Consider the following 20776-nt stretch of genomic DNA (forward strand, 5'->3'; position numbering starts at 1 on the left):
CTTGCCCCAAGCCGCCTTTCTCACCGTAAGCATACCCGGACTTGGCCGAAATAGATACCGGACCAGCACGAGATGACGTGAAAATTGGCCGTTAGGTTGTCGGACTTTAAATGGTGAGCTAATTTTGTCCCCAAACGATTGCACACACACATCATCCGTTAAGTTAATCGTCAAAATAACCCCTGAAACGGTTTAGCGTGAGACTGAATTAACTGGTTATAGTTTCAATGATTATCCGTGCAAAATTGATTTTGAAGGGTTAGAATAATGAGTAACTAAATTAGAAACGGGATGATTTTCAATGTGTACGAGTTTGACTTACGAAAACAGTCAAGGCGACCATTTTCTGGCGCGCACGATGGACTTTGCTTTTGAACTAGGGGGCCAACCCGTCTTTATGCCGCGGAACCAAAAGATTCAAGGGGATGCGGGTGAATTTACCACGAAGTATGGCTTCATTGGCGCTGGCCGGAACTTGAGCCACTACATGTTTGTGGATGGCGTCAATGAATATGGTCTGGGGGCCGCTGCCCTGTACTTCCCTCAATATGCGCAATACCAAAAGACGGCGCCGGCCGATAAGTTGGGCTTGGCACCGCATGACGTCACGGCTTGGGTGCTCGGCAATGCCAAAAGTGTCGCTGACTTGCGGGAACTGGTGCACCACATTCAGATTCTCGATGTGCCCGTAGCCCTGCTGGGATTGACCACGCCACTACACTTTATCTTCAGTGACCCTACCGGCGAAACGGCGGTGTTGGAAGCCACGAGTGAAGACCTGCATCTGATCGATGATCCCGTGGGCGTCATGACCAATGCGCCGCAACTGAGCTGGCATTTGCAAAATCTCAGCACGTACGGCACGATGCAAGCGGCGGAACGGCCATTGCATGACTACATGGACTTTTCACTGAAGACGCAAGGCCCAGGAACCGGGGCGCTGGGCTTACCTGGGGACTACACCTCACCGTCGCGCTTTGTCCGCACCGTCTTCAACAAGCATTACAGCCTGAAGACGGCCGGCACACCAGCTACGCTGAACCTATTACAACACCTGTTGGACAGCGTCACGATTCCCAAAGGGGTCAAGCTCAAGGCCGATGGCAAGAGTGATTACACCCAGTACCGCGGCTACGCCAATCTGGACGAGCGGTCCTACTTCATGGAACCGTATGATAACCTGGAACTGCAAGGTATCAAGCTGACCGACGAGATGTTAACCGACTGGGATACGCCCGTGGAATACCCGTTGGACCACACCGCCCACGTCAAGTATCTGAACTAGTGAGGCCCGTATGAACGAATTTATCCAAAAGACCTTTTCTGAGTTAACCCCGCTGGAATTGTTTGAGATCTATCGGCTCCGGGTAGCCGTCTTTGTGGTGGAACAAGACTGCGCCTATCAGGAAGTTGACGACGCTGACCAGGTAGCGCAACATCTCTTTTTGCCAGATGCCGCCGGGCACGTGTTGGTCTATGCTCGATTGATTCCCGAACCTCGCCAGGTCCGCATCGGTCGGGTAGTGGTGGCACCCTCAGCCCGTCGTCACGGCGCTGGGCGTGAACTGGTGACCACGGCCATCCAAGCGGCGCGCACGACCTATCCGCAGGCGCAGCGCATCGTGATTCAGGCTCAGGCTTATTTGCAAAAGTTTTACGCATCATTTGGCTTTCAACCCGTGAGCGACGTGTATTTGGACACGGGGATCCCTCATTTAGATATGGTGTTGCCACTGGCTGATTAGCACACAAAAGCAGGCGCGACTACCAAGTTGAAATACTTGATAATCGCGCCTGCAGTCTATCTAAATTTAACTTTTCCGTTCATTGGCGGCGGCAATGAAGTCGGCAATCAACGGTGCGGGGCCGCCGAGCGCAATCACTGCGCGCAACGGCATGTTCAGAAACATTTGATCTTGCAACAGGGCCAAGTTGCCATTTTCATCGGTAGCGGCTAAGAAGTTATTCTCACCAGCGTACTTCGGGGCTAAGACGGTTGCTTGGAAAATGTCACGTAACCGCGGATCTTGAACGATGGTCGTCAGGTAGGTCTCCATGGTGACCGGGGCGGGCGAGTTCTTAAAGTCCATCGTCAACTTGGTCTGTAGCCGAATGTCTCGTGAGGAATCGCCAATCATGATTTCGTAGTCCCCAGTGTCGGCTTGCCAGCGGGCCTTGCCTTCGCACCACCAGCTGAAGTCGCGGCGGGTGAGCTTGAGGGTGACCGGCTTGGTTTCACCGGGGGCAACGGCAACCTTGGTAAAGGCGCGCAATTCCTTAGTTGGCATGGGCACGTGAGAGGCGTGGTTCGCCACGTAGAGTTGCGGGACCGCTTGGCCGGGCCGATCGCCAGTGTTGGTCAAATCAAAGCTGACCGTCGCGCCGTGTTCGTTTTCGGTGATCGCCATGTTGGTGTATTCAAACGTGGTGTAGCTCAGGCCGTGGCCGAATGGGAACAAGACGTGCATCTCGTGGGTATCGTAATACCGATAGCCCATGAAGACGCCCTCGGTATACCGTTCGTGATGTGGGTCTTGGCCAAAGGTCGGGGCCATCGGTGTGTCGGTCAACCGCCGAGGGAAGGTCTCCGCCAAGTGACCTGATGGGTTGACCTTGCCAGTGATGATGTCCCAAGTGGCTTCACCGACCGCTTCGCCGGCCAGGTAGGTTTCGACGACCGCATCGACGCTGTTGATCCAAGGCATCTCCACGGCCGAACCGTTTTGTAAGACGACGGTCACGTGGTCGTTGACCTTGGCCAAGCTACCGATCAGTTCTCCTTGATTTTCGGGGAGCATCAGCGAGGTCTTGTCAAAGCCTTCCGATTCGGTATTTTCCGGATATCCGGCGAAAATGATGACGTGATCCGCCGACTTAGCAGCTTCCAAGGCGGCTTGGGCCAAGCTGTCGTCCGTTTCGCTTTGATCGAGGCGATAACCTGGGTAGTAGTTGGCCGTCAGTTCGCTGTTTTGGAGAGCCATCAGTGGCGTGACCAGGTTGGTCGGGTTGACGTGCGAGCTACCGGACCCTTGATAACGGGGTTGGGCGGCCAGTTCACCGACCACGACCAAGTTACCGGCGTTTTTAGCCGTCAGGGGCAGTTCTTGGTGCCGGTTCTTCAGCAAGACAATACTGTCATCAGCCACGTGGCGCGCGAAGTCGTGGTGGGCCGCATGGTCGTAAGTGTCATGGTGATCTGCAGGCAACCAGTTTTCGATGATGTGGAGCAAGTGACGCACGGCCTTGTTCAGCGTGCCTTCATCCAGTTCACCGGTCTCCACGGCGCGGATGATGCTGTCAACGGAGGCCTGTCCTTGACCCGGCATTTCCAGGTCGAGACCGGCGCGCAGGGCTTGAACGTTGTTGGCAACGGCGCCCCAGTCGGACATGACGGCTCCGTGGAAGCCCCATTCGTCGCGTAAAATGCTGCGGAGCAAACGGCGGTTTTGCGAATTCAAGGTGCCATTGATCTTGTTATAAGAGGTCATGACCGTGGCGGGTAGCGCGGACTTGACGATGATTTCAAAGGTGCGCAGGTACAGCTCACGTAAGGTGCGTTGTGACATGTCGCTGGATGCCGTGAACCGCTGATTTTCCCGGTTGTTGGCGGCAAAATGCTTGACGGCGACCCCGACGTGTTGGGATTGAACGCCTTGAACGTAGGCGCTGCCGAGCTCACCGGCGACTAAGGGGTCTTCGGACAGGTACTCGAAGTTGCGCCCACCCAGCGGAGAGCGCTTTAAGTTGACACCAGGACCGAGCAACAGGCTGATCTGTTCAGCGCGGGCCTCGGTTCCTAGATGCTCACCCAATTGCCGGAGCAAATCCGTGTTCCACGAGCTGGCACTTAGCGCAGCGGCGGGGTAGGTGATGGCTTGAACTGAATCGTTAATGTTGGTGGTGCCTGAATCGGCGGTCTGCTTGCGTAAACCAGAAGGGCCATCCGTCATCATGAGAGCGGGGATGTCGAGGCGGTCAATGGCCGCGGTGTACCAACTCTTTTTTCCTGAGACCAAAGCGGCCTTCTCCGGTAACGTGAGTGCAGCTAGCGTTCGTTCGATGTCCATACGTTCAAATCCTTTCTACTAGTTAAACTTATTTCCAGTATACCGTTTTCAACCACGCGATGTTACCCTCAGTGATGTTTTTTTTACGCGGGACAAACTTATTCTTTGACAAACGTCAGCTTTTAGGTTAACTTTAATCTTGTGCAATCCACTTAATAACTAAAAATAAGTAAAGGAGGAAGATCACGATGATGAACGCTAGCCAAATGCAAGTACAACTGGCCGCATGTTGCGAATGTAACGTGTCTTTTTGCGTTGCCTCAATTCGTGATCTTCCGGCTAAACCGTAGCAGTACATAGCGCCGACTCAAGTTGGCAGTGTCTAACGGGTTACCACTTTCACGAATGTCGTGAGGGGGGTAACCCGTTTTTTCGGCTTTAAAATTAAAAATTTTGTGGATTGCACACCAAAATTTGAGGAAAAAAGGAGCAGTTATCTGATGAAAAAATGGACTGGAATTGGGTTAGTCGCCGCAGTTGTCGCACTAGGCATGGGGTTAGCTGCTTGTGGGCAAACATCATCGACGGCCAAGCCCCAACAGGAGTTGCGGCTACCCGCAACCGCGGCGCTCGACACGATCGACCTGGCCAAGGCCACTGGGTATGGCCAGACGGGGAACGTCTTTGAAGGCTTTTATCGCCTGGGGAAGAACGGGAAGGTCGCGCCTGGATTGGCAGACAAGGTGACCATGTCTAAGGACAAGAAAACCTGGACGTTTCACATTCGCGACAACGCCAAGTGGAGTAATGGGGACAAAATCACCGCACAAGATTTCGTTTATTCTTGGCGGCGCACGTTGACGCCATCCACCAAGTCGTCTTACACGACCATGTTCTCCGGCATCAAGAATGGTGATAAGATCATCGCCGGCAAGGCCGACCCCAGCACCATCGGGATTCACGCCAAGAACCAGCAGACGGTCGTCGTCCAATTGGACAAGCCAATCGCCTACTTTAAAATTTTAATGGCCTATCCGCTGTTTGCCCCACAAAATAAAAAGGTGGTCGACAAGTACGGCAAGAAGTATGCCACCAAGTCCGAGTACATGGTCTACAGCGGGCCCTTTAAGATTCAAGGCTGGAACGGGACGGGCAACACCTGGTCCTTCGTCAAGAACAACCAGTACTGGGATCACAAGGTCGTGAAGCTCCACAAGATCAATTACCAGGTGGTCACCAATCCGCAGACCGGCTTGAGCCTGTATCAAAACAAGAAGCTGGACTTTGCCCAACTGTCTAACGAACAGGTCAAGAATTACAAGAACAACAAGGAGTTCCAACAATATCCTTACTCCATCGTGATTCATCTGAAATACAACTTCCAAGACGCCGATAAGGCCAAGCGGCGCATCATGAGTAACCAAAACATTCGCCAGGCCATTGCATTGTCCATCAACCGCAGTCAGTTGACCAAGAAGGTTCTGGGGGATGGATCCGTGACGCCGACCGGGTTCGTGGCCAGTGGATTGGCCAACGATCCGAAGACGGGCGAAGATTTTGCCAAGCAACAGGCGGTCAAAAACACCACTACGTACAATCCCAAGCTGGCCAAGCAAAAGTGGGCAGCCGGCTTGAAACAACTGGGGATTAAAAAGGTCGATTTGAACATCATGGCCGGCAACGATGACGTCGCGGCCAGCACCGTGACGCAGTACCTGAAGGGCGCTTTGGAAAAGAACCTGAAGGGTTTTAACCTGAAGATTCAAAACGTTCCTGCTTCCGTTGCCCAGTCTCGGTCGACCAGCGGCGACTTTGACCTCTACCTGTCGCACTGGGGCGCCGACTTCAACGACCCGATTTCCTTCCTCCAGATTCCGGTCAGCTCTAACTCGCTGAACTACGGGAAATGGTCGAACAAGCGTTACGACGCACTGATCGACAAGGCCCAAAACCAGGATGCTGGCAATGACGAGGCCCGTTGGCAAGATATGGTCCAAGCGGCAAAATTGTTAAACAAGACGCAAAGCTTCACGCCACTGTACCAGGCCAACTACGCCTACCTAACGCGCTCCGACGTCCACGGTATCATCCACAACACGGCTGGTACGCAGTGGAGTTACAAGTACGCTTATATCAAGTAGGATTGGTGGCGCAAGTGACTAGTTTTTCGGCTAGTCAATCTGGCTAAATCACTCAAGTTCATGCTTGACGAGTGATTGGTTATGCGTAGCAAATTAGCGGTTCGGTCACTCGGGTTGTGTGGACTAACACAATATTCCTGACTGACGCAGGCATCTGGTTTAGCCCACTTCAAGTTGAAAAGCCATCCCCACAACCACGGGATGGCTTTTCTGGTATCATGGACGACAGAAGGGGGATGGCAATCATGGCAATTGGGCCTAACGACGGTCACGTCTGGGACAGCAACGGGACCCAGGAATACTCAGCTTATTTTGGGACCCCGACGCATGACGACCACGTATTGTTCGAGTTACTCACGGTCGGCGTGTTTCAGGTGGGGCTCAGCTGGCAGGCGGCCGCTAGCAAGTTGCCAGTTTATCGGCGGTTATTTGCGGGGATGGATCCGCAGCAAGTCGCCGGCTTTGAAGACGAACTGGACGGCGAGCGAATCGCTCGGGATCCCGAGATGATCAGCAATGGCCGCAAGATTCGCGCGACGATTCACAATGCGCGGGCCATCGTTCAAGTTCAGCGGGAGTTTGGCAGCTTTAGTCAGTACCTCTGGCAATTCGTCCAGGGGACGCCACTGTTGTTGCCGGCCGTGACCCGCGATGAATTGACCAATCAGTCGCCACTGGGGACCGCGGTGGCCCGTGATCTGAAACGTCGAGGCTTTAGCTTTGTCGGCCCGGTCGTCACCCACATGTTCTTGCTGGCCGCGGGCCTCTTACGTGAGCCAATCCGCGACGATTAAGTGAAATTTAGGTGAGAAAGTCATGTCACCCGCAAACGGTTTCCGGGGGACATGGGTAAGGGAATGCCGGTATTGCGCGATTCGTTATGAATAAATTTATGACAACTTTGTCTTGACACCCGATTAAAGTTGCATTAGACTTACAGATAAATTAAACGATTGAAAAACAATGTGATCAGGAGAGTAACCACCGTCAATGGTTTGAAGAGAGCCCGTGATTTGCTGCAAGCGGGTAGCCCACGGCGGGGTGAAGATGGCCTGAAATGAATTGGTATCGCTGAGTCCTTTCGATGAGGCGGTAATGTCCGGCACCCATTATCGTGCACGCACTTCAAGGCGCAAGCCGGCGAGTGTTAATGAGGAGCTGGGTATTCGTACCTGACTTGAATTTAGAATGGTACCACGACAAAGTTCGTTTCTATTAATTTAGGAGCGGACTTTTTCTTTTGGTCACAGTGCAATCGCGGCGTTTAGCTTAAAATTTAGAATTTAGTAGATAAAGGGGATTATTGAGTATGAAGAAATCATTTAAACATTTTAGTTGGCTCTTATTATTGTTGATTCCGTTACTGATTGTTTCGGGCTGTGGCAAGTCCAGCAGCTCCAAGACGGTGAAGGTCGGCATCATGGGTTCTGATGAAAAGATTTGGAAACCAATCCAAAAGCGTTTGAAGAAGCAAGGCATTAACATCAAGCTGGTCACCTTCACGGATTACAACCAGCCCAACGCTGCGTTGACCAACCACGAAGTTGACATCAACTCGTTCCAACACACTTACTTCATGCAACAATGGAACAAGGCGCACAAGACCCACATCGTCTCCATCGGGAAGACCATGCGCGCACCACTGCGGTTGTACTCTAAGAAGGTCAAGAGCGTCTCTGACATCAAGAAGGGTGACCAGATCACGATTCCAAACGACTCCACTAACGAAGGGCGGGCCTTACACTTACTGCAATCCGCTGGGTTGATCAAGGTCAACAACAAGCTGGCCTTACCAACGCCAAAGAACATTACGGAAAACAAGTTGCACCTGAAGATCACGCCAGTTGACGCCGCCCAAACGCCACGTTCCTTGAGTGATGCTGCCGGTGCCGTTATCAACAACGAGTTTGCGGCCGAAGCCAAGCTGCCGAACAGCGAAACCATTTACAAGGAAAAGCTGAACAAGGCCTCGATTCCGTACATCAACATCATCGCCACGAACAAGGCAGACAAGAACAACAAGACTTACAAGAAGATCGTGAAGGCTTACCAGTCTAACGAGACGAAGAAGTTGATCAAGAAGTACTACAACGGGCTGTCCGTGCCAGCTTGGTAAAAACGACGACCGTTGACTGAGAAACTGCCGGCATTGGCGAGTAAGGAGAATGAGTCTGTGACTAATGAAGCGATTATTCAATTAAAAGACATCGATGTGACCTTCCACAACAAAGGTCAAACCGTTACGGCTGTGAAAAACGTGTCACTCACGGTAGAACGGGGGGACATTTACGGGGTCGTCGGGTATTCCGGCGCCGGGAAGAGTACGTTGGTTCGGGTCATTAACCGCCTTCAACGGCCCACTGCCGGTACGGTAGAAGTTAATGGTCAAGATATTTTGGCACTCAAGCCCAAGGAACTGCGGGTGGCGCGCACCAAGATCGGGATGATCTTCCAGCACTTTAACCTGATGGCATCTCGCACGATTGCGGACAACGTGGGCTACCCCTTAAAGGGCGGCGACTTGTCCCATGAGGAACGCCAACAAAAAGTAGCCCATCTCTTGGACCTGGTTGGTCTGACGGAAAAGGCCGCGGATTATCCCGCCCAGCTTTCCGGTGGGCAAAAACAACGGGTCGCCATTGCCCGGGCGTTAGCCAATGATCCCGAGATTCTGATCAGTGACGAAGCGACCAGTGCGTTGGATCCCAAGACCACGTCGTCCATTTTGGAGCTGTTGAAACGCCTGAATCGTGAGCTCGGCTTGACGGTCGTGCTCATCACCCACGAAATGGAAGCCGTGAAGGAAATCTGCAACAAGGTGGCCGTCATGGACGACGGGGAGATCATTGAACGTGGTGATCTGGTCACCATCTTCAGTCGACCAGAAAAGCCGTTGACGCAAGACTTCATCAACACGGCAACGCAAGTGGACCAAGCCAGAGAAAAGATCTTCAAACAAGCCCGCACGCTGGGCCTCGACGATCATCACCGGCTGGTCCAACTCCAATACGTGGGCGCCAGCACCGACGCCCCACTGATTACCGAACTTTACAAGCGCTACGGCGTGGTGTCCAACATTTTGTACGGGAACGTCGAAATTTTACAGGATACACCGCTCGGGAACCTGATCGTTGTTATGACCGGGGACCCCGACAAGTTGACCGCCGCTTGGCAATATTGCCAGGACGCGGGCATTACCGTAACGCATTTACAGCCAACAGATCCGGAGGTGGCCTAATTGAATTTTATTGCGAAATACTTTCCTAATGCAGTAACCATGCAAGATGAGTTCGTGCAGGCCACGGGCGAAACGCTGTACATGACGTTCTTCACGGCCGTCGTGGCGGGCATCATCGGGATGGCCATCGGGGTCGGGTTGATTGTGACCCAACCGGGTGGCATCCTGGAAAATCGGGTTGTTTATAATATTCTCGATAAAATCGTCAACTTGTGCCGGTCGATTCCGTTCGTCATCTTACTGGCCGTCATTGCGCCACTGACGCGGTTGATCGTCGGCACCGCGATTGGGACGACCGCAGCCATTGTGCCACTGGTCATTGGTTCCGCGCCGTTTTATGCCCGGCAGATTCAAAACGCCTTGTCCGAAGTTGACCGGGGCGTGATCGAAGCCGCCGAATCGGTCGGTTCCGGTCCCATCGCCATCATCTTCCGCGTGTACCTCAAGGAAGGCCTGCCGGATATCATCCGCTCGTCCGTTCTCACGTTGATCAGTCTGATCGACCTGACCGCCATGGCTGGTGCCATCGGTGGTGGGGGCCTCGGGAACTTGGCCATCAACGTCGGGTACAGCCGGTTTGAAAATGACGTGACGATTGCGGCCATGCTGATCATTCTGGTCCTGGTGTTTGCCATCCAGCTGATTGGCGACCTCTGGGCCCGCAAAGTGGACCACACGGCTTAAAAAGAGTGGGCCAACTGGCGGTTAACTGGCGAGCATTAACGGTGCTAGGCGGATAATCCCGGGTTTGGATTATTTGTCTAGCCCTGTTAAGCGGAACCAGTTGCCTGTTGGCGCACGTTTCGGCTATGAGGCCACTTTGAGACGTGGATTTCGCCTTACCGTTGCGTGAAAGTCTAGGGTGGAACGCTGCGGCAATCAGCGCGTTAATTTCAGGTTCAATCTTCAGGACTTTAAAATTTAACACATACCATCACCGTGAGGTCAGGGCGCTTGCCCTGGCCTCATTGTGATTTTAAGAGAAATTGGCTAGGCTGAACTATTTTTCGACAAATTAGGTTATCTGACTAAGCTTGTTGGTGAGGTTTCACTGGGATAATTAGGTGTAGCGGGAGGGATGTTGGCTTCGCGTGACCGGCTGTTCTGGGCTGGAGTGGGGCCAGTGACTGACTCCCACGCCAGTGCTGAAAAAAATTTTTTGCAAGGCCCATTTTGCCGCCGAATTCTAATGATATTCCGGTAAAATAGGAAAATTATGATGCATATCGTTACGGGTATGAGAGAGAAAGGATTTATCGGGTTTTGAAGAATTTAGGTGCGCCAACTGAAAATGTCATGAAGGGGATCTTCTGGGCAACCGTGGCTTCGGCCATGTTTGGGATTTCCGGGACCGTCCTGCAGTTCATTTCACAAGGCCAATCAATTCCGACCAGTTGGTTCTTATCTGCGCGAACCATGGGTGCCGGCATTATTTTGTTGTTAATTAGTTTGGTATTGTATGGTAAAAAGACGTTTACGATTTTTAAGAGTTGGGCAGAAATTGGGTGGATCGTCGCCTATGCGCTGATTGGGTTGGGGGCGAACTTACTGACCTTCTACATCGCCGTGCAGACGGGGAATGCGGCCGCGGCCACGATTCTTCAGTATCTCAGCCCGTTGTTCATCGTGTTGGGCAGTCTGTTGTTCAAACACGAACGTCCATTGCGTAGTGATTTGATTGCCTTCGTGGTGGCGTTAGTCGGCGTCTTCTTGGCCATTACGCGTGGTGACATTACGCAGTTAGCCATTCCGCTCAATTCCCTGTTGTGGGGGATTGGGTCAGGGATCACGGCCGCCTGCTACGTCGTTTTACCACGGCCACTGGTACGTGACTATGGTCATGCGCCGATTACTGTGTTAGGCTGGGGAACGTTTATTGCGGGTGTGGTCTTCAATTTGTACCACCCCGTCTTCATGAACATGCCACCGATTACCGGCACGCTGATTGGGTCTATGGCCACGGTCATCATCGTGGGGACCATCCTACCATTCTCGTTGATCCTCTACAGCACCCACTTTGCGCCGTCCGACGTCATCAGTATCGTCGACGCCACGCAGCCGGTGGTGACGTTCGTGTTGTCGATTTTATTCTTAAGCCTCAAGATTACGATTGCTGAAATCATCGGCTCCGTCCTGGTCATCGTGGCCATTTACCTGTTACAACAGGGGCGGCGGAAGATTGAAACGCAATTTGAGCGGGTAGATTAGGAAGTGAGCAAATGACGACCTTTGATTGGGTGCGTCATGGTCAAACGCAAGCCAACGTTGACCAGATTATGCAAGGACAATTGGATAGTGCCGTCACGCATTTGACGGTCAACGGCTTACAACAGGCAGAACGGCTGGCCCAGTGGCTGTCAAATAGCCACTACGATCAGTTGGTCAGCAGTCCCTTACACCGGACCCGGCAAACGACGGCGGCCTTAACGGCGACGTTAGACGTGTTGCCGCAGTTCGACGACCGGCTGATGGAGGCCGACTATGGGCAGTGGACCGGCGCTAATTTTCAAGGACTGCGGGCCCAACAACCGGCAGATTTTGACGCGCTGACGGGGGAAGCTTTGCCGGACACCTTAGCGGCAGTCGGCGGTGAAACTTACCTGGACGTACAACGGCGAGTAGGGCAATGGTTGGCCGAAGAGGTCGTGGACCATCCCAACGACCACATCTTGGTGGTGAGCCACGGCTTGACCATCAAGGCCACCGCCCTGTTGATGCTGGCGGCCCCAGCCACAACCGCATTGCCAGAGCCGGGCAACACCAGCCTGACGCGGATGGTGATCGATCCGGTGACCGGCCAACGCTATTTGCGGTCCTATGCGGTCAGCGGGCAGTTTCGCTAGGAAATGGCGTGGGCCTCAAGGCGGTTAGTCGGCGAGCATTAAGGCTACCAACCCAATTATCCTAGTCTTGGATAATTGGGTTGGTAGTTTTAAGCGGAACCGGCTGCCTTGAGGCGCACGTTTCGGCCATCTAAAGTTGTTGAACAAAATAATGATAATAAGTGCTATTCTGAAAAAATAGCAGTTAAAAAAGTTGCGCAGCCCAGTTTTGGCTACGCAACTTTTTTTATTAAGCTCTATCTGAAAATTGAAAGACGAAAATCAACTGAAACTATCGTTATCATGCGACTCATGGCGTTAAAAATAGTCGTTTTCAGCCTCACAATGCGAACTCCTGGCTGACGCAGGAGCCTGGTTTCACCAATTTTATGTGTCAGAACACCGTCATTACGGCAATCAGCGCGTTAATTTTAGATTCAATCTTCAGTTTCTATGTTATTGGGCGGTAACCCCACCGTCAACGGGAATTTCGGCACCGGTGATGAAGGAGGCATCATCGGAGGCTAGGAAGGCGACTGTCGCAGCGACTTCCGATGCTTTACCCAACCGGCCCAGGGGATGCATCTTTCCCAGGTCGGTCTTCGGTGCTTCGTAGACGTCTGAAGCGTAGTCGGCCATTTCCGTTTCAATCAGGCCGGGGTGAACCGAGTTGACCCGGACCTGAGTGGGAGCGTATTCAATGGCGGCATCCTTGGTCATCAAACGCACCGCCCCTTTGCTGGCACCATAGAGGGTGGCTTGTGGGGAGCCGGCCAAGCCAGCGATTGAGGACGTGTTGATGACGGAACCACTCTTCTTGGCGGCCATGATTGGAATCACGTGCTTCATGCCGAAGAAGACGCCCTTAACGTTGATGTTCATGAGTTGGTCCCATTGTTTTTCAGTAATCTCAGGTAGGTTGATGAGGCGGAAGATGCCGGCGTTATTGAAGAGAATGTCAATCGTGCCAAATTTATCAAGTGTGGCTTTGACAACCTTTTCCCAATCGGCTTCTTGACTGACGTCTTGTGGCATGAAGATGGCCTTAGGGGTGTCAAGGTCAGCGGCAGCTTTTTCGCCCGCCTTGACGTTAATATCCGTGAAAACGACGGTTGCGCCTTCTGCTAAGAAGCGTTTAACCGTTGCCAGGCCAATCCCAGCCGCGCCGCCAGTTACCAGTGCAATTTTACCATCGAGTCGTTCAGTCATGCTAAAAACCTCCAGTATGTAAGATTATTGTACATGTTCATTATATCACAAAACAAACTGAGTGGGTCTGCTTGACAGCTAAAGGCGAGGGTGGCGACCGGTGCCCTGCGATGTCATCGACGACCAGCCTCAATGCTCGCCGGCTAATCGCCCTTGGTTTTACTCTCCAAAGAAAAATAACCCCGCCACCAAGGCGAGGTTATTTTTAGGTTGAGACAGCCGGTTTACTTCTTGAGGTTATCTTCTACGTAAGAACGAACTTCATCGTCGGACTTCGCATCGATTTCCTTCATCGAAGCTTCAGTTTCATCGGTGTTGTGACCATTGGATTCCATAAAGTGGTTCCAAAGCGCATCCCGAACTGGTTGCTTTGAATCTGACCAGTCGAATACTTCACTCATCTTTTCATCCAATAAAGCAGTCTTTTCTACAACAGCCATAACCAATTACCTCCAAAATGAATATTGGGGTCAGCGGTTCTGTTACTGGCATACGCCACCGGCTTCATCTTCATAGTAGTCCTAAAACTTCAAAATGGTAAATATTTTGTTTAACGTCGCCAAGTTTGCTGGTGATACCGGCCTAAATGCCTGGGAATGGACAGTCGCGAGGAGATTTGCGTTGACACAGTAACTGTTGATTGGCGGGGATTGGCGCGCGTTGGTAAACGAAAAACCCGGCCGTTAGTGCGGTCGGGTTGGTAACTGGGCTGACAAACGTGGCTTAAACCACCTGTAGATCCAGCACCCAATTATCCGCTTGTTTATTCTTATTGATCTTAGCGGGGTCACTGACCAAGTCTTCGTTGACCTTAACCACGGTGCCCGCGTATGGCGTCTTGAAATTTTCCACGGCCTTGTCGCTTTCGACTTCTAAGATGTCGTCGCCGGCGGCCAGAACGTCATCGCTTAAAATCGGCAGGTCGGCAAAGCTAATGTCACCGATTTGTTCGAGCGCGTCGCTGGATAGGCCCAGGCGGTAGTGGCCCTGGTCGCGTTGTTCCAGCCAGACCCCGTCCTTCACCGTAATTGCTGGGGCGGCTGGGGTCTTCTTGCCGGTGAACCAGCCGATGAGTCGTTGCCAAAATGAATGTTGTGCAGCCATGAGTAATTCCTCCCTGTATGTCATGTTTAACATCTAGTATACCCTTTACGTGTAACCGCTGACAATAACTTGCTCACGGGCTGCGAGAGTTGTTGCTACCGCGGGCTTATGCTACACTGAAAATAATTTCACTCGGTAGGAGAGTGGGCCAGTTAAAATAGGTGCCAGAGTTGGAAAAATTTTGGTATTTACCAGTATTTAAAAAATAAAGCGCTAACGGGTCTGGCCCTGTGTCAGCCAGTTTTAGCGTGAAGGGAGCGTTACCCAAAAATGTTTTTAATCGATACCAGCCGCAACGGCCAGGTGGTCACGGATGCCATCGTCAACCAGTCCATTGATAATTATCTCGTCAACGACCTGAAATTGCCGGGCCACGGCCTGATGATGTACGTCAATCAGCCGGCCGTCATTGTCGGCATCAACCAAACCGTCGGCGTCGAGGTGGATTTCCACTATCTCGAGCAGCATCACGTCCAGCTGGTGCGGCGGACGTCCGGGGGCGGCGCCGTTTACCACGACGAGCGCAACCTGATTTTCGAGCACATCATCAATGGTGACCCGCAAGATGGGTCCAAATTTGGCGACTACACGGTTTTTGCCGAACCCGTTTTGCGGGCGCTCAAGGCCATGGGCGTTGCCGACCTGGGCATCAGCAACAAGAGTGCCCTGACGGTGGCCGGCAAGAAATTTTCCGGCATGACCATGTTTAAAAATGGTGACGGTTACGCGGCCGGTGGGACCATCATGTACGACCTGAACGTGGATGCGGCTCACGCGGCACTGTTGCCGGCCAGTGAACGGCCGCACCGTGGTGTCGACTCCAACCGGGTGCCCATCACCAATCTGCGGCAATACCTGGCGCCGGAATATCAAAATCTGGACATCCAGGCCTTCAAGGAAGCCTTGTTGTGCCACATTTTTGAAGTCGACCGGCTGGATCAAATTGAGACGTACCATTTGACCAACCATGACTGGGCCGTCATCGACCAGCGACTAGCGGAAAAGTACAACACCGACGCCTGGAATTATGGCGCCAACCCAGGTTTCCGCGCCTATGAAAAGTTGACCGTTGCCAAGGGGCAGCTGCACGTGAACTTCACGCGCCACGCCGGTAAGTTGCGGGCGGCCCTGCTGTTTGGTTCAGTCGGCACCCCCGCCGAGCTCCACGCCATTTCAGAACAGCTGACCGGTATCGCGGCCACCAGTACGGCGATTGCCGCGGTACTCCAGCAACCGGACGTGGTGGCTGTTTTGGGTGAAGACGCCATCGCACCGGTCACGGCAATTCTAGCGGGGGAGGCGCAGCAATGAAGGCCAAGTACGACGTGAACGTCTACAGTGGCGTGCCGGTCGAGACCAACGCCTCCGGTCAGTACGAAATCAAACGCGACCCCGATGGCAGCTTCAAGCTCCACGACTGGCGGACTGGCCGCCACAGCAAGGGCAAGTTCAAGGGAGTTGGCCAGATTTTCTTGACGGAAAACAATCTGCGAGTCGCCGTCATCGTGGCCCGACCGCTGGACTACAAGCAGCGTCACGACTACACGCCGATGCAACGGCTGACCAGTGAATTCGTCAGCGACGACCTGGTCCGAACGGTGCGGCAAGCACTGGCTAGTGACGACTGAACGTGGCGATAACGATATTTATCAGCAAAAAAGACAGCGCCTCACCGAAATTTTTGGTGGGACGCTGTCTTTGGTCTGTGATTCAAATTTTGATGGTGGCGGTAAATCATTTCACGAAGTAAGCGCCTTTAAAGTTCGACTGGGTGCCAACCGTGTTGTACTGCACACCGTTGAGCTTGGGATTGATCAGATAGGTGCTGGCCGGTTGAAATAGCGGCGTGACCCCTTGATTCTTCATCAACTCGCCCTCGGCCTTGAGTAGCGTCTTCCAGCGCTGACTATTAAAGGACGGCGCGTTGCTGGCCTGGGCAATCAGGTTGTCGTAGCGTTCGCTGAACCAGTAGCCGGTGTTGGCGGCATTGTCGCTGGTGAAAAGCGCCAGCATGGCCAGAGGGTCGGCATACTGCGCGTGTTGCGTGGTTAGCGTCAGGTCGGCGTTGGCCGGACCATCCGCTTGGTTGACCGTCCAGTGTCGCTTCTGCAGCGTCACGGTGAGTCCGGGAAGGGCGTGCTGTAATTGGGTCCGCAACAGCGTCGCAATTTTTTTGCTGTAAGGGGCGTCCAAATAGCTGAGGGTCAACGTTACGTGGCTGAGTCCGGCCCGTTTGCGCGCGGTCGCCCACTGTTGCTTGGCCAGCTTAGGTTGGTAGGCCAACGTGGCTTGTTCAGGTTGGGCCGCCGCAAAGTCCGCCGTGCCTTTTTGGCCCCGACTGAGCCCCGCGGGAACGACGCCTTGGGCGACCAGCGAGGTGTTGCCGTAAGAGTCTTGGCCCAAGCGTTTGCGATTGATGGCGTGAGAAATCGCCAGCCGTGCCAAACGCTGCTTCAAGAGCCGGTCCACGGTCGGGTTCTTGCCGAATTGCCGGTAGTTGAGCAGCACCATTTTCGAGTAGGGCCGTGCCGTATAGGCCGCTTGCTTCTCGTAAGATTTGATGTTGGAAATACCGACCAACCGCATCTCATCCAGCGTGCCCTGGCGATAAGCGCGCCACATTTGCTGCGTGGTATGGTAGACGTCCACGTTGATGCGCTGCAGGTAGACGTGCTCGCGGTCCCAGTAGTGGGGATTGGGGACCATGTGCCAGTGCTGGCGCGTATTGCCCTTGGCCGCGACCATAAACGGCCCGGCGTAGACCTGATACTGCGGCTTGGTGGCGTATAGCTTGCCGTATTTGCGGGCGACGCGTTGGTTCTGCGGGCCAAATAGCGGAAATGTTAGCCGTTGGGGCAGCTCGGCCATGGGATGATCCAGGTGGACCACCAAGGTGAATTTGTCTGGCGCACTGACGCCCAGTTGGGTCGCCGGCAAGCGCCCATCCAAAATCTTGCGGGCGTTCTTGATGCCGACAAACAGGTCCGCGTTCGGCGCCTTGGTCTGCGGCGCCAGCGCCCGTTGCCAGGAGTAAACGAAGTCCTGGGCGGTGATGACGTCGCCGTTGCTCCAATAAGAATCTTTATAGAGGGTAAACGTATAGGTGGTCTTGGCGGCGTTGACGTGGACCTTTTTGGCCAGTGCCAGCTGGGCTTGGCCCTCGCCAGTCGCGGAATAGAGGCCTTCAATCGTGTTGTTCAGCCGACCAAATTGCGTCAGCTTGTCGGTGTCTAAGGTGGTCAAGGGCTGTGACGTGGCCAGGGTCAGCACCTGGCGCTTGGTCATGACCCCTTGACTGTCGCTGGTCGAGTTGGTTTCTGAGGGCATCTGGCACCCGGCGACCACTCCCAGTCCCAGCAGGAAAATTAGTATTGCTCCCCAATGTTTCACGTGTACCACTCCTGTGTCTTAATGGTTGATTTGTCTTTTATGTAGTTGACTGAAGGTTGAAAGGCGAAAATCGACTGAAACTATTGTTATCATGCGACTTATGGCGTTAAAAATAGTCGTTTACAGCTACATAATGCGAACTGGCCGCCTACCGTTCGCCAAATATGGGTTGGAACGCTGGGGCGGACGGGTGGAGCCAAAAAGTGGTTTTACCGCCTCGCTTTGAGCCGAAGTCCATATCTCAAAGTGGCCTCATGGCCGAAACGTGCGCCAACAGGCAACTGGTTCCGCTTAACACTGCTAGGCAAATAATCCAAGCCCAGGATTATCCGCCTAGCACCGTTAATGCTCACCAGTTAACCGCCTGCCGTCACACTCTTTTTCAACGGCGGAACCCCTGGCAGCCGCAGGTGATGGTTTAGCCAATATAATTGCGCTATTCTTTTCTGATGATAGGGGACTAGACCAGCGGCGTCAAGGGTTACTTGTGGCGGGGCGCGGAATTCGTTAGAATAGGAAAAAACAATCGAGGAGGAGAGTCGATGGAAAAATGGTCAGCGGCGACGATCCGGAATTTTCGCCGAACATTATTAGACTGGTACGATCAAGAGGGCCGCGACCTGCCCTGGCGTCAAGACCACGATCCGTACCACGTTTGGGTCAGTGAAATCATGCTCCAGCAGACTCAGGTCAACACGGTGATTCCGTACTATCAAAATTTCATGGCGACATTTCCGACGGTCACCGACCTGGCGAACGCCGACGAGGCCACGCTACTAAAGGCCTGGCAGGGACTGGGCTACTATTCGCGTGCTCGCAATCTGCAGCGCGCGGCTCGGCAAATCGTCACGGACTATCAGGGCCACTGGCCGAAAACGGCCGCCGAATTGACTGATCTGGTCGGCATTGGGCCCTATACGGCGGGCGCCATCGCCAGCATTGCCTTTGGCGAGGTGGTGCCAGCGGTGGATGGCAACGCGTTTCGGGTCTTTGCCCGGCTGTTGCTGATTGATGATGACATTGCCAAGCCCCAGACACGCCAGGTATTTGAACGGGCGATTCAGCCTATCGTGGACCCTAAGCGGCCCGGGGCCTTCAACCAGGCCATCATGGATCTGGGGGCCAGTTACATGCGCGCCAAGAACTCTGATCCTGAGCATTCGCCGGTCAAGGCCTTTGACGCGTCGTACCAGACGGGACGGGTCGCTGATTTTCCGGTCAAGACCAAGGCACCGCGGCCCAAATTAATGCCGTACTACGCGGTCATCGTCCACTCACCGGCGGGCTATTTGCTGGTTCAGCGCGATGCCACCCAGATGTTAACGGGATATTGGACGTTTCCGCTGCTGTTACAGGCCGATTTGACCCCTGCAGACGCTACTGAGACTAATAACTTGGCTCAGGACTTGGCGGCCATTAAACGGCAATTTAAAACGGATTACCAACTTGACCTGGATTTGACCGTGGTCGGGGGCCAGCCGGTCAGCCACACCTACACTCATCAACGCTGGCGGGTGAAATTGCTGGTGGCCGAACTCGCAACGACGCCTTCTCTGGCCTTTTTCCCCGGCAAATGGGTGGCTGGCAGTGAGATTGTCACGTTGCCTCTGCCGAAGGTCCAAGAAAAAATGATGACGCGGTTTCAAAATCAGGGCCATCCGGCAGCTTTTGCTAAGAATTAGTTTCCGTCGCCGGCAAATTGCAGTATGATTTAAGCAACAATCCCGGCACGACAGAACTAACGAAGAAGGAGTGATCAATCGTGCAAACGATTTTTGACGTGTTAAAGCATATTTCGGTGAATCACCAAGAAGTTGAGAGCCCGCAAGTCGTCATCACGGACCGGGCGGGAAAGCCCAACGGTCTGTTGACAGATCTTTTACATGATTTAATTAATAATGCGCTATTGTTCGTGACCTTAAAGGAGTTGGCTTCTGCGGCGGAGCTGATCGAGCATTTGCGCACCCACACGCCGCTGCCCGCTGACGTGTTGGCTGAGTACAGTAAGATTTTGACGGAAAATTGTGAGGGCCTCAATTTCGCCCCCCAAAAGGGTCAAATCGAGCTCATCGTGGCCCGGTAGGTGGACGCAGATGGCAGAAGAACAGTTGATTGAGACCATGCCGGGCGCCAATACCGCGCCACCCCTGTTGTTATTGCAAGGAACCGGGGGCACGAATCAAGAGATGCTGACTTTTGGCCGACGACTGGCACCGCAAAGCCCGTTGATCACGATTGGCGGGCGCCAGGGGCAGGGCCGCCAGCGCCAATATTATGCGCAGACGGCGGCCGGACCGGTCGATCCACAGCAGATTGCGACCGAGGCTGAGTGGCTAGGGCAACAGGTGCAGGCGATTTGTCGCGAGCATCACTGGGACAGTGACCAGCTGGTGGTTGTGGGTTATTCCAACGGCGCGGCCATGGCGGCGTACGGCGTGCAAACGGGGCAGTTGCCCGGGCAAGCCGCCGTCTTGTTCCACCCGTTGCTGTTGCCAGTCGCCCAGCCTAAGCCGCGCCCGGGCTATCACGCCTGGTTGTCGGCGGGGGCCCATGATCCGTTAGTGACGGTTGCCACGGTAAAAAAAGTTTTGGCAAATTTGACGACAATTGGTGTCGAAACCACGTTGGAAGAAACCGGCGGAACCCACCAGCTGACGCCGCATGAGGTGCTGGCAGCCCAACAGTGGTTAGCGGTAAACGCTTTACAGGGGTAGGCAAAAACATTTCAAAAAAATAACACTTTGCATTTGCTATTCTGGGAAATACCTGTTATCCTATGGTTAATGTATTTATGGTTCGGAAGTTTTAAAGGCTCGACGTTCTTATAAGAATGGCTCCTTTTTACCCCAGCTTTCAAATGCAAAT

19 protein-coding genes are annotated in these 20776 nt (G+C 53.5%); 14 read left to right on the forward strand and 5 right to left on the reverse strand.

Going from position 1 to position 20776, the window contains the following annotated elements; translation table 11 throughout:
* Positions 1-301: 301 nt before the first annotated feature.
* Both LKH74_RS04845 and LKH74_RS04850 read left to right on the forward strand, forming a co-directional pair.
* Entirely contained in the window at positions 302-1285 is a 984-nt protein-coding gene (locus LKH74_RS04845; RefSeq protein WP_287788464.1) for a choloylglycine hydrolase family protein, read from the forward strand.
* Positions 1286-1295: 10 nt separating this feature from the next.
* Positions 1296-1745 carry a GNAT family N-acetyltransferase gene (locus tag LKH74_RS04850; RefSeq protein WP_287788465.1) on the forward strand — a complete coding sequence of 150 codons (450 nt, stop codon included), beginning with the start codon at positions 1296-1298 and terminating at the stop codon, positions 1743-1745.
* A 66-nt stretch (positions 1746-1811) separates the two neighbouring features.
* Here LKH74_RS04850 and LKH74_RS04855 read toward each other — a convergent pair whose 3' ends face one another.
* A complete protein-coding gene (locus tag LKH74_RS04855; RefSeq protein WP_287788466.1) occupies positions 1812-4067 on the reverse strand; it encodes a glycoside hydrolase family 3 C-terminal domain-containing protein in 2256 nt (751 codons plus the stop codon).
* A 440-nt stretch (positions 4068-4507) separates the two neighbouring features.
* Between LKH74_RS04855 and LKH74_RS04860 the strand changes: the two genes are divergently transcribed.
* The 7 genes from LKH74_RS04860 to LKH74_RS04890 all read left to right on the forward strand — a co-directional run bounded on the left by LKH74_RS04860 (position 4508) and on the right by LKH74_RS04890 (position 12229).
* Complete coding sequence (locus LKH74_RS04860; protein ID WP_287788468.1) at positions 4508-6148, forward strand: peptide ABC transporter substrate-binding protein; 1641 nt, start codon at positions 4508-4510, stop codon at positions 6146-6148.
* A gap of 245 nt (positions 6149-6393) precedes the next feature.
* A complete protein-coding gene (locus tag LKH74_RS04865) occupies positions 6394-6942 on the forward strand; it encodes a DNA-3-methyladenine glycosylase I (RefSeq protein WP_287788469.1) in 549 nt (182 codons plus the stop codon).
* 515 nt (positions 6943-7457) lie between these two features.
* The gene (locus LKH74_RS04870; protein WP_135366896.1) at positions 7458-8264 is read left to right on the forward strand and encodes a MetQ/NlpA family ABC transporter substrate-binding protein; all 807 of its coding nucleotides are present in this window, start codon (positions 7458-7460) and stop codon (positions 8262-8264) included.
* 57 nt (positions 8265-8321) lie between these two features.
* Positions 8322-9386: a methionine ABC transporter ATP-binding protein gene (locus tag LKH74_RS04875; RefSeq protein WP_135366895.1), complete on the forward strand. Its 1065-nt coding sequence runs from the start codon at positions 8322-8324 to the stop codon at positions 9384-9386.
* Positions 9387-9395: 9 nt separating this feature from the next.
* Complete coding sequence (locus LKH74_RS04880) at positions 9396-10070, forward strand: methionine ABC transporter permease (protein WP_434737647.1); 675 nt, start codon at positions 9396-9398, stop codon at positions 10068-10070.
* Positions 10071-10682: 612 nt separating this feature from the next.
* Positions 10683-11594 carry a DMT family transporter gene (locus LKH74_RS04885; RefSeq protein ID WP_287788509.1) on the forward strand — a complete coding sequence of 304 codons (912 nt, stop codon included), beginning with the start codon at positions 10683-10685 and terminating at the stop codon, positions 11592-11594.
* Between the two features lie 11 nt (positions 11595-11605).
* Entirely contained in the window at positions 11606-12229 is a 624-nt protein-coding gene (locus tag LKH74_RS04890; protein WP_287788472.1) for a histidine phosphatase family protein, read from the forward strand.
* Between the two features lie 435 nt (positions 12230-12664).
* On the opposite strand, the gene LKH74_RS04895 is transcribed toward LKH74_RS04890, so the two are convergent.
* The 3 genes from LKH74_RS04895 to LKH74_RS04905 all read right to left on the reverse strand — a co-directional run bounded on the left by LKH74_RS04895 (position 12665) and on the right by LKH74_RS04905 (position 14521).
* Positions 12665-13417 carry an SDR family NAD(P)-dependent oxidoreductase gene (locus LKH74_RS04895; RefSeq protein ID WP_287788473.1) on the reverse strand — a complete coding sequence of 251 codons (753 nt, stop codon included), beginning with the start codon at positions 13415-13417 and terminating at the stop codon, positions 12665-12667.
* Between the two features lie 224 nt (positions 13418-13641).
* On the reverse strand, positions 13642-13857 hold the full coding sequence (locus LKH74_RS04900) for a P8 family protein (RefSeq protein WP_125575030.1): 216 nt from the start codon (positions 13855-13857) through the stop codon (positions 13642-13644).
* Between the two features lie 283 nt (positions 13858-14140).
* Positions 14141-14521, reverse strand: a complete 381-nt coding sequence (locus LKH74_RS04905) for a glycine cleavage system protein H (RefSeq protein ID WP_287788475.1) — start codon at positions 14519-14521, stop codon at positions 14141-14143.
* Between the two features lie 270 nt (positions 14522-14791).
* On the opposite strand from LKH74_RS04905, the gene LKH74_RS04910 reads away from it, so the two are divergent.
* Both LKH74_RS04910 and LKH74_RS04915 read left to right on the forward strand, forming a co-directional pair.
* Positions 14792-15832 (forward strand): lipoate--protein ligase family protein, encoded by a 1041-nt coding sequence (locus LKH74_RS04910; protein WP_287788477.1) that lies wholly within the window; start codon positions 14792-14794, stop codon positions 15830-15832.
* Complete coding sequence (locus tag LKH74_RS04915; RefSeq protein WP_287788478.1) at positions 15829-16149, forward strand: DUF7671 family protein; 321 nt, start codon at positions 15829-15831, stop codon at positions 16147-16149. The genes LKH74_RS04910 and LKH74_RS04915 overlap by 4 nt, the downstream gene beginning before the upstream one ends.
* 106 nt (positions 16150-16255) lie before the next feature.
* Here LKH74_RS04915 and LKH74_RS04920 read toward each other — a convergent pair whose 3' ends face one another.
* Positions 16256-17911, reverse strand: a complete 1656-nt coding sequence (locus LKH74_RS04920) for a peptide ABC transporter substrate-binding protein (RefSeq protein WP_287788480.1) — start codon at positions 17909-17911, stop codon at positions 16256-16258.
* Positions 17912-18453: 542 nt separating this feature from the next.
* Here LKH74_RS04920 and mutY point away from each other — a divergent pair.
* The 3 genes from mutY (at position 18454) to LKH74_RS04935 (ending at position 20625) form a co-directional block, all read left to right on the forward strand.
* Positions 18454-19593, forward strand: coding sequence for an A/G-specific adenine glycosylase (mutY, locus tag LKH74_RS04925; protein WP_287788482.1), 1140 nt, complete (start codon positions 18454-18456; stop codon positions 19591-19593).
* An 80-nt stretch (positions 19594-19673) separates the two neighbouring features.
* Positions 19674-19994: a hypothetical protein gene (locus tag LKH74_RS04930; RefSeq protein ID WP_125575025.1), complete on the forward strand. Its 321-nt coding sequence runs from the start codon at positions 19674-19676 to the stop codon at positions 19992-19994.
* 10 nt (positions 19995-20004) lie between these two features.
* On the forward strand, positions 20005-20625 hold the full coding sequence (locus LKH74_RS04935; protein WP_287788484.1) for an alpha/beta hydrolase: 621 nt from the start codon (positions 20005-20007) through the stop codon (positions 20623-20625).
* Positions 20626-20776 lie beyond the last annotated feature (151 nt).

The sequence above is a fragment of the Levilactobacillus sp. genome, assembly GCF_022646225.1.
GTDB classification, from domain to species: Bacteria; Bacillota; Bacilli; order Lactobacillales; family Lactobacillaceae; genus Levilactobacillus; species Levilactobacillus suantsaiihabitans.